At 26.1% G+C, this 10817-nt stretch carries 7 protein-coding genes and 1 pseudogene; 7 read left to right on the plus strand and 1 reads right to left on the minus strand.

The window, feature by feature from the left end; all coding sequences use genetic code 11:
- The first annotated feature begins 75 nt into the window (after positions 1 to 75).
- The 7 genes and pseudogenes from FD726_RS02080 to tilS all read left to right on the plus strand — a co-directional run bounded on the left by FD726_RS02080 (position 76) and on the right by tilS (position 8765).
- Positions 76 to 573, plus strand: a complete 498-nt coding sequence (locus FD726_RS02080) for an OmpH family outer membrane protein (RefSeq protein ID WP_159989937.1) — start codon at positions 76 to 78, stop codon at positions 571 to 573.
- A 329-nt stretch (positions 574 to 902) separates the two neighbouring features.
- On the plus strand, positions 903 to 1337 hold the full coding sequence (gene fabZ, locus FD726_RS02085; RefSeq protein ID WP_159989948.1) for a 3-hydroxyacyl-ACP dehydratase FabZ: 435 nt from the start codon (positions 903 to 905) through the stop codon (positions 1335 to 1337).
- A 6-nt stretch (positions 1338 to 1343) separates the two neighbouring features.
- On the plus strand, positions 1344 to 2132 hold the full coding sequence (lpxA, locus tag FD726_RS02090; RefSeq protein ID WP_159989938.1) for an acyl-ACP--UDP-N-acetylglucosamine O-acyltransferase: 789 nt from the start codon (positions 1344 to 1346) through the stop codon (positions 2130 to 2132).
- Between the two features lie 138 nt (positions 2133 to 2270).
- Positions 2271 to 2846 (plus strand): ribonuclease HII, encoded by a 576-nt coding sequence (gene rnhB / locus FD726_RS02095; RefSeq protein WP_159989939.1) that lies wholly within the window; start codon positions 2271 to 2273, stop codon positions 2844 to 2846.
- Between the two features lie 30 nt (positions 2847 to 2876).
- Entirely contained in the window at positions 2877 to 6368 is a 3492-nt protein-coding gene (gene dnaE / locus FD726_RS02100) for a DNA polymerase III subunit alpha (protein WP_159989940.1), read from the plus strand.
- Positions 6369 to 6380: 12 nt separating this feature from the next.
- Positions 6381 to 7336: pseudogene (accA, locus tag FD726_RS02105) on the plus strand (acetyl-CoA carboxylase carboxyl transferase subunit alpha).
- A gap of 85 nt (positions 7337 to 7421) precedes the next feature.
- Positions 7422 to 8765, plus strand: coding sequence for a tRNA lysidine(34) synthetase TilS (gene tilS, locus FD726_RS02110; protein WP_159989941.1), 1344 nt, complete (start codon positions 7422 to 7424; stop codon positions 8763 to 8765).
- A 30-nt stretch (positions 8766 to 8795) separates the two neighbouring features.
- Here tilS and FD726_RS02115 read toward each other — a convergent pair whose 3' ends face one another.
- Positions 8796 to 10511 (minus strand): proline--tRNA ligase, encoded by a 1716-nt coding sequence (locus FD726_RS02115; RefSeq protein ID WP_159989942.1) that lies wholly within the window; start codon positions 10509 to 10511, stop codon positions 8796 to 8798.
- Positions 10512 to 10817 lie beyond the last annotated feature (306 nt).

A 10817-nucleotide genomic window follows, 5' to 3' on the forward strand; every position in this document is an offset into this window, starting at 1 on the left:
CGATTTTTAATTGATATATAAATATTGTATTACTAGTGAATTGATTATAGCAATAGCGGATTATGGATAATGTTTATGAAACAATTTTTTTATTTAACATCTTTATTTATTATTTTAATCTTATCAAATTATGTACAAGCTTATGATAATATTGCTGTTGTAAATATATATGATCTTTTACAAAAATTACCTAAAAAAACTAATTTTACAAAAAAAATAGAAAATGAATTTAAAATTCGTGCTAATGAATTAAAGATACAAGAAGGTAATTTAAAAGATAAACTTAATAAATTAAATCGTAATAAATCGGTTATGAAATTAACTGAAAAAAAACAACTTGAAAAAGATATTATAAAACAACAAAATATTTTTTCACTTAAAGCTCAAAAATTTGAACAAGATAGACGTCGCTGTCAAATAGAAGAAAGAAATAAGATATTAATCAGAATTCAAAATGCAATAAAAAAAATTGCAAAAAAACATAATTACAATTTAATACTAGATTCTAAATCAACTGCTTATGTATCAAATACAAAAGATATTACTAAAGAAGTATTAAAAAATATTAAATAAATATATTTACAAAATTTAACAATTGATTTTAATATCATCTGTACATAATATGTTTCACTAATGAAGCATATTATGTACTTAATTTATATAATGATTGATAATTTTAAGAAAATATATTTAATAGAAATTAATTTTTTATATTCGAAATATTTTTAATAATTATATCTATTTGAATAAATTTTAATATTTTTATAGATGTAAAATTTTATTTCCCTAATTTATAATTTATTAACGGTTAATTAAAAATCTTTCTTATGTGAATTTATCAACGCTATATTTATGATCTTAATTTAGTTTTTTCAAGTAGGAAAAGTGTTTTGATTAATAAAATGCGCACTATGAAAATTGAAGATATTTTAGAATTATTACCTCATCGATATCCATTTCTATTAGTTGACCGTGTTATAGAAATAAAAAATCACGAATACTTGCGAGCAGTAAAAAATGTTTCTATTAATGAACCATTTTTTCAGGGTCATTTCCCAGGAAAACATGTTTTTCCTGGAGTTTTAATTTTAGAAGCAATGGCTCAAGCAACAGGTATTTTAGCTTTTAAGAGTATTGGTAAATTAAAACCCAAAGAATTTTACTATTTTGCGGGTATAGAAAATGCTCGTTTTAAGCTTCCTGTAGTTCCAGGAGATCAAATGATTATGAAAGTTGCATTTGAAAAAACTCGTTGTGGTATTACTCGTTTTAAGGGGGTAACTACTGTTGATAAGAAAATAGTTTGTGAAGCTACTATGCTATGTGCACGTAATTAAAGAAATATGCTTAATAATTATTCTAATAATATTCATGTTAGTTCTATTGTTGAAAAAGGTGCAACTATTGGGCCAAAAGTTTATATAGGTCCTTTTTGCTTTATTGGATCAAATGTTGAAATTGGTGAAGGAACAATATTAAAATCACATGTTGTTATAAATGGTCACACTAAAATTGGAAAATATAATAAAATTTATCAGTTTTCTACAATAGGTGAAGTAAATCAAGATCTAAAATATACAGGTGAACCTATGAGCGTTGATATTGGTGATTATAATTGTATAAGAGAAGGTGTTACAATTCATAGGGGTACAATTCAAAGAGGTACTACGACTGTAGGTAATAATAATTTATTAATGGTTAATACTCACATTGCACATGATTGCGTAATTAGTGATAATTGTATTTTTGCTAATAATACAATGCTAGGAGGTCATGTTACAATAGGGAATTTTACTATAATAGGAGGTATGACAGCTGTTCATCAAAAATGTACTATTGGTGAACATGTAATGATAGGAGGTTGTTCAGGAGTGGTAAAAGATGTACCTCCCTATATTATTGCATATGGCAATCATGCTGTTCCTTCAGGAATTAATATTGAAGGTTTGAAGCGTCGTCATTTTAGTAAAAAATCTATTCTCACTATTAAATATATCTATAATTTACTTTATCGAAGTGGAAAAAGTCTAAATGAAATTAAATCACAAATAAAAATAATGTCAAAAGAACATATTATAATAAAACCTTTTTGTGATTTTTTTAATCAATCAACTAGAGGATTAATTAGATAGGAATGATATAACAATTAAATTTAAAAATTTATTTTATATATTTCTTATATTTTATAAAACTAAAAATTCTTTCATTTTATTAAATGATAAATTTAATTTATATATATAAAATACTACATGGTACTGGAAGAATGGTAAATGTTTAAAGATAAACTAATTGCTGGTATAGATGAAGTAGGTAGAGGAGCTTTAGTCGGTAGAGTAGTAGCTTCAGCAGTAATTTTTTCATCTACTAAAATTATAAATGGTTTATCTGATTCAAAAAAATTATCAGAAAAAAAAAGAACATTTCTTTATAAAAAAATTATACAAAACTCTTTAGCATGGAGTATAGGTTATTCAGAAGCACAAGAAATTGATAAAATAAATATTTTTAATGCAACAATGTTAGCAATGAAAAGAGCAGTGGATAATCTATCAATTATACCAGATTATATTCTAGTAGATGGAAATCATTGTCCTAATATGTCAATTCCAACTAGAGCAATTGTTAAAGGTGATTGCAAAGTTAGTGAAATTAGTGCAGCATCAATTATCGCAAAAGTAACACGTGATAGAGAAATGATCATGCTAGATTCGTTATATCCACAATATGGTTTTGCTCAACATAAAGGTTATCCTACTAAAATGCATATTGAAAATCTAAAAAAACATGGAATTACACCATATCATAGACTGAGCTTTAAACCAGTATATAAGGCTATTATTGATTAATAATTAATACAATTAAAATTTAATAATATTATGAATATAAAAGAAGAACCACAATTTATACATTTACGTGTTCATAGCGATTACTCTATTATAGATGGATTAATAAAAATTCATTCCTTAGTCAATAATGCCTTTTTGCTAGGTATGCCTTCTATAGCAATTACTGATTTTACTAATATGTTTGGATTAATACAATTTTATTGTATGTCTTATGATATGGGTATTAAGCCTATTATTGGTGCTGATTTTAATGTTAATAATAAATTATTTAGTAATAATATATCAACTAAACTCACTGTTCTAGCTTCCAGTAATATTGGTTACAATAATTTAATTTTACTTATTTCGCGTGCTTATAAGCGAGGATATGGAGTTTCTGGTCCTGTTATAGATTTAGATTGGTTAAGTGAGTTAAAAGAAGGATTGATTATTCTTTCTGGCGGGCGTAACGGTGATATTGGTCGTGGATTACTATTAAATAAAAAACCATTAGTAAGAAAGTGTTTGGATTTTTATAGAAAAAATTTTGCTGATCGTTATTATTTAGAATTAATAAGAACGGGACGTCCTCATGAAGAGGATTATCTAAATGAAGCAATAAATCTAGCTATTACTGAAAACCTTCCTGTATTAGCAACTAATGAAGTTTGTTTTATTAATAAAAAAGATTTTTATGCTCATGAAATTAGAGTAGCTATAAATAATAGTTATACTATTAATGATGATAAACGTCCTTGTATTTATAGTGAGCAACAATACATGCGTAGCGAAGAGGAAATGTGCAAGTTGTTTGCAGATATACCGGAAGCACTAAAAAATAGTGTTGAAATAGCTAAAAGATGTAATGTTATACTAGAAATAGGAAAACATTTTTTACCAAAATTTCCTACAGGAAATGTGAGTCCTGAAGATTTTTTAATTAATAAATCAAAAATAGGTTTAGATAATAGGCTTAAATATCTTTTTAAAGATCAGAAAGAAAGGAATACTAAAAGAATACAATATTATGAACGTCTTGAATCTGAACTAAACACTATAAATAAAATGGGTTTTCCTAGCTATTTTTTAATAGTGATGGAATTTATTCAATGGGCAAAAAATAATAATATTCCTGTAGGTCCTGGGCGTGGCTCTGGTGCTGGATCTTTAGTTGCTTATGTACTTAATATTACAGATATAGATCCTATAAAATTCGATCTTATATTTGAAAGATTTTTAAATTCAGAACGTATATCAATGCCTGATTTTGATATTGATTTTTGTATGGATAAAAGAGATCAGGTCATCGATCATGTCTATGAAATATATGGTAAAGATGCTGTTTCACAGATTGTTACTTTTGGGACTATGTCAGCTAAAGCAGTTATTAGAGATGTCGGACGTGTATTAGGATATCCTTATGGTTTCGTAGATAGGATTGCAAAATTAATTCCTTTTGATATAGGTATGACATTAGAAAAATCATTGAAAGTTGAAAAAAGGTTATTAGAACTTTATCAAACAGATGATGATACTAAGATTCTTATAGACACTGCAAAAAAACTAGAAGGTATAAATCGTAGTATAGGTAAACATGCTGGTGGAGTAGTCATTTCTCCAACTAAAATCTCTGATTTTACACCTATCTATTGCGATGAAAATGGTTCTAATACAGTTACACAATTTAATAAAAAAGATGTGGAATATATTGGATTAGTTAAGTTTGATTTTTTAGGGTTAAAAACTCTTACAATAATAAATTTAGCAATTAAAATGATAAATTTATGTAATAATAAACACAAAAAACCATTACTAAATATTCATGAAATTTCATTAAAAGATAAAACTAGTTTTAATATGCTACAGTCTGCAGAAACCACTGCTGTATTCCAACTTGAATCTCGTGGAATCAAAGATTTAATTAAGCGATTAAAACCTGATTGTTTCGAAGATATCATTGCATTAATAGCACTATTCCGTCCAGGACCATTACAATCTGGTATGGTAGAAAATTTTATTAATAGAAAACATGGAAGAGAAATTATATCTTATCCTGATATTAAATGGCAGCATGAAAGTTTAAAACCAATATTAGAATCTACTTACGGTATTATTCTTTACCAAGAACAAGTTATGCAAATAGCTCAAATACTTGCTAAGTATACACCTGGAAAAGCAGATATACTACGTCGTGCTATGAGTAAAAAAAATCCAAAAGAAATGGCTCAACAAAGATCATTTTTTATAGAAGGAGCAAAAAAATCAGGAATTAATGCCATATTAGCGACAAAAATATTTGATTTATTAGAAAAATTTGCTGGATATGGTTTCAATAAATCTCATTCTGTTGCATATGCATTACTATCTTATCAAACTTTATGGTTGAAATCTCATTTTCCCGCCCAGTTTATGGCTGCAGCTATGACTGCTGATATTGATAATACAGAAAAAATCATTGGATTAATAGATGAATGTTTTCGTATGAAAATAAAAGTGCTTCCACCAGATATAAATAAAAGCCTATACGAATTTATAAGTGAAAAAAAAGAGATTTTATATGGTATGGGTGCTATTAAGGGTTTAGGTAAAACTCATATTCAAGTTATTATTGGTATAAGGGAAAAGCAGGGATATTTTAAGAATTTTTTTGATTTTTGCAAACTTGTGATTGCGAAAAAAATAAATCGACGGGTAATAGAAAAATTGATTATGTCTGGTGCTTTAGATTGTTTAAATTTAAATCGTGCTGCAATGATAAATTCCATTAATGAAGCAATTAAGATTTCTCATCAAAATAGCTATATACAAACAACAGGACAGTTTGATATGTTTGAAATTGATACTAGTAAACCTGAAAAAATTAAACAATATTATAAGAATGTTTTTCCTTGGTCACAAAAAAAACAACTTGATGCTGAAAAAGAAGCACTTGGTTTATATCTTACTGGCCATCCTATAAATTGTTACTTTAAAGAAATTAATTATTACTCTCACGGTATTAATCTAAAAAATGCTTATTTAATCAAACCAGGAAAGATAATTTCTGTTGTTGGAGTAGCAGTTGAAATAAAAATAATGATAACTAAAAATAGAAATCGTATTGCTATTTGTATATTAGATGATAGTACTAGTAAATTAGAGGTAATATTTTATACAGAAATACTAGAAAAATATCAATCATTATTAATAAAAGATAATATTATAATTATCAAAGGACAAATTAAAATTGATAATTTTCGTAATGGTATACAATTGATTGCTCAAGAAGTAATGGATATCCAACAAGCACGTGAAAAATATCTAAGTGGATTGTCAATAATAATAAACGATGAGCAGTATAACAGCAAATTTTTACACCAAATTAATAAATTAATCGAGCATAATAAATCACAAAAAATTCCTCTTAGTGTTTATTTAAATAAAAAAGATATCCAATCAAAATTACAATTTAGTAAAAATTTGTTAATTTCTCCAGATGAACTCACAATTAATGAGTTACAGTTACTATTAGGAAATAGTAAGATAGAACTTGAGTTTAATTAAAACAGGTAAATTATGAATCTTAAGTATTTAGAATTTGAACAACCAATAGTAGAACTAGAAGCAAAAATTAATTCACTTAGTTCAATCAATTATTTAGACTATGCAAATATAAATATTGATGAAGAAATTAAAAACTTAAAAAAAAAAGTATTAACTTAACTCGCAAAATTTTTGCTAATTTAAATTCATGGCAAATTTTACAGTTATCTCGTCATCCATTACGTCCTTATACTTATGATTACATTTGTAATATATTTGATGATTTTGATGAATTATCTGGAGATCGCTTATATTCTGATGATAAAGCTATCATTGGTGGAATATCTCGCTTAAATAAACGCCCAGTTATGATAATTGGTCATCAGAAAGGTCGTGAAATCAAGGAAAAAATAATTAGAAATTTCGGTATGCCAGCTCCAGAAGGTTATCGCAAATCATTACGTTTGATGAAAATGGCAGAAAAATTTAAAATGCCTATTATTACTTTTATAGATACACCAGGTGCATATCCAGGAATAAGCGCTGAAAAACGAGGTCAATGCGAAGCTATTGCAAATAACTTACGTACTATGTCAATTTTAAAAGTACCAGTTATATGTAATATTATTGGAGAAGGTGGTTCTGGAGGTGCATTAGCTATTGGTGTTGGTGATAAAGTAAATATGTTAGAGTACAGTACGTATTCAGTGATTTCTCCAGAGGGTTGTGCTTCTATTTTATGGAAAAATATTAATAAAGCACCATTAGCAGCAGAAGCTATGAATATTACTGCTAATAGATTAAAAGAACTTGAATTAATAGATTCAATTATTATTGAACCTTTAGGAGGAGCTCACCGAAATCCTTCTGAAATATCATATAACATTAAAAAACAGTTAATAATAGATTTAGCTTACCTGGATAAGTTAAGTGTAAATAAATTAATAAGTAGACGTTATAAACGTTTAATGAGTTACGGATATGGTTAACTTAAATTTTCATATTCATATTTAATATGAATGTGATTTATAAAAAATAGATTGTAGTTATTACTAAATAATAGGTTATTAGTATATGTTTTTTAACAACATTTCTTGCTTGCTAAAAAGAAACTCTAAAATTGTGGTAGCATTTAGTGGAGGAATTGACTCGACTGTTTTATTACATTGTTTATATATATGTAAAAGAAATTATCCTAAATCTAATATACGTGTTATACATATAAACCATTTATTAAACTCAAGATCAAATAATTGGGCTGATCATTGTAGATCAATATGTTTTAAATGGAAAATAAATTGTAGTATATTAAATATTAATATAGAAAAACAAAATAATAAACAAGGTATTGAAGCTGCTGCTCGTAAAGAAAGATACAAAGCATTAATATCATCTTTGCAACCACAAGAAATACTATTAACTGCTCATAATCGTGATGATCAATGTGAAACAATGATATTAGCACTTAAACGTGGGAGTGGACCTGCTGGATTATCTGCAATACATTCCTCCATTATAATTGGGGAAAATAAAATATTAAGACCATTTTTAGAATATCCTCGTAGATTAATAGAACAGTATGCAAAAAAATATAATCTTGTCTGGATAGAAGATGAAAGTAATAATAATATAAAATATGATCGTAATTTTTTACGTCATTCTATATTGCCAAAAATAATTTCTAAATGGCCTAATTTTACGAAAACTGTATCAAGAAGTTGTTTATTATGTAAGGAACAAGAATATTTAATTGATGAATTATTAATTAATCAACTCAATGATCTTATGCAAGATAACGGAAGTTTATACTTAATACCACTATTAGAAATGAATCCTATAAAAGTTTATGCATTATTAAGAAGGTGGATTGCAAAAAGAGGAGGATTAATGCCATCGTATCATATATTAAAATTAATTTATCATAAAATTATAGTAGGAAATGATATCCAGCCATGCTTACAATTAGGAAAAAATGAAATACGACGATTTCGTAATTTCCTATATTGGTTGCCAGTTACCAGACCAACGATTAAAAACATTAAAATAATTTGGCAAAATAGCAACAAAATATTAACATTACCCGAAAAATTAGGTTATCTTAAAGCTGATTATAGTAAAAAAATATTACGTTTACCTAATTTTGATGAATTAATTAGTATTAAATTTTATGCAAAAGGTTATTTTCATTTAGTTGGTCATAAAAACAAAACTAAAATAAAAAATATATGGCAAAAATTAAACATCCCACCATGGGAACGTAATCGGATTCCTTTAATATATTATAATAATATTCTTATATGTGCACCAAATCTATTCGTTACATATGAAGGATTATCTACTAATAGTCAGAATAGTTGGCAATTAATTTGGTATCAAAATAAAGAAAAAAATAACAATGAAAAAATATTTAACGTTTAAATTCGATTTTATAAAATAACAATTTAATTATTAAATACTCTCTAATAAAAAATCAATAATCTTATCATATTTAATAATCTTTTTTTCACCAGTACGACGTATTTTATATTCAATTGCATTATTTTTCATATTTCTTTCACTAACTATTATAATATGTGGTATACCGATCAGTTCTATATCTGCAAACATAACACCTGGGTTTTCTTTTCTGTCGTCAAGAATAACATCAACTTTCTTTGATATTAATGTGTTATATATATTTTTAGAAACTTCTTTAACAATCGCAGAACAATGCATATTGATTGGAATAATTGCTACTTGAAATGGGCATAAAGAAATAGGCCATATAATTCCATATTTATCATAATTTTGTTCAACTACTGCAGCCATAATTCTTGTTATACCTATTCCATAACAACCCATTAATATAGTTTTATTAGTGCTATCTTTTGTTTGTACTGTTGCTTTTATTGTATCAGAATACTTAGTGCCCAACTGAAAGATATGTCCTATTTCAATACTATTGTTAACTTTTAATATACCTTTTCCATCAGGGCTTAAATCTCCTGAAACTACATTACGAATATCTGCTATATTAGTTAATTGTAAATCTCTTCCCCAATTTATACCTACATAGTGTTTACCATCAATGTTAGCTCCTGCAATAAAATCACTCATTTTTGATACAGTGTTATCTATAATCATTGGAATTTTTAAACCTAATGGTCCAATGGATCCTGATCCTGCACCAATTATAAGACGTATTTCTTCTTCATTAGCAAAACTTAAAGGTTTATCTACTAATTCAAGTTTTTCTACTTTTTTTTCGTTCAATTCGTGATCTCCACGAATTAATAACGCTACTAGATTAACATTACTGTGTTTTTTTCCCTTTACTATGATCGTCTTTACAGTTTTTTCAATTGGAATATTTAAATAATTTATTAAAGATGAAATACTATTTACATTTGGAGTATTAATCTTTAATAATTTCTCTGTTGGTAAAGGATAAATTTTAACATTTGGTGTATATACCTCCGCAAACTCAATATTAGCAGCATAATTAGATTTATTTGAAAAAACTATACGGTCTTCACCATTATTAGATATTACTTGAAATTCATGGGAAATACTACCACCTATCGATCCATTATCTGCTTGTACTATTCGAAAATTTAATCCTATTTTATTAAAAATATTACAATAAGAGTTATACATAACATTATATGTCTTTTCTAAAGAATCTTGACATAGATGAAAAGAATAAGCATCTTTCATAATAAATTCACGGGCTCTAATAACGCCAAATCTAGAACGTATTTCATCCCTAAATTTAGTCTGAATTTGATATAAAGTTAAGGGTAATTGCTTATATGATTTTAATTCATTGCTTATTAAATCAGTAATTACTTCTTCATGTGTAGGACCGAGAACACATAATCTATTATGACGATCTGTAATTTTTAATAATTCTGGACCATACTGTTCCCAACGATTACTTTTTTTCCATAAGTCAGCAGGTTGTACTATTGGCATTAAAATTTCTAAAGCACCTATTTCATTCATTTCTGTACGTATTATATTTTCAATTTTTTTTAATATACGAATACCAGTAGGTAACCAAATATATAAACCAGAAGATAATTTACGAACAAGTCCTGCACGTAACATTAATTGATAACTAATTATTTCATTATCAGAAGTATTTTTTTTACAGGTAAATAATAAATATTTGCTGGTAAGCATTAAAAATCCAACTACTATAGTGTTATTTTAATAATTATAAGTTAATATAAAATAATTAAAATTACTAAATTGATTGATTAAATTAATTTTTACAACATGTTAATTAAAATATTGACTATTTCTTATTATATATTAAAAATAATAACAAAATAAAAATTATACAAGATATTAATAATTAAATAAACTACCAACTAATATTTTAATTTAAAATGAAATTTTAAATATTGTGTTAACATAACAAAAATTATTATAGACGCATATTTTATAATATAATAATTAATTAAGTCAATATATTATATAATTTAT

The organism is Pantoea sp. SoEX (assembly GCF_009829945.1).
GTDB lineage: Bacteria > Pseudomonadota > Gammaproteobacteria > Enterobacterales > Enterobacteriaceae > Pantoea_C.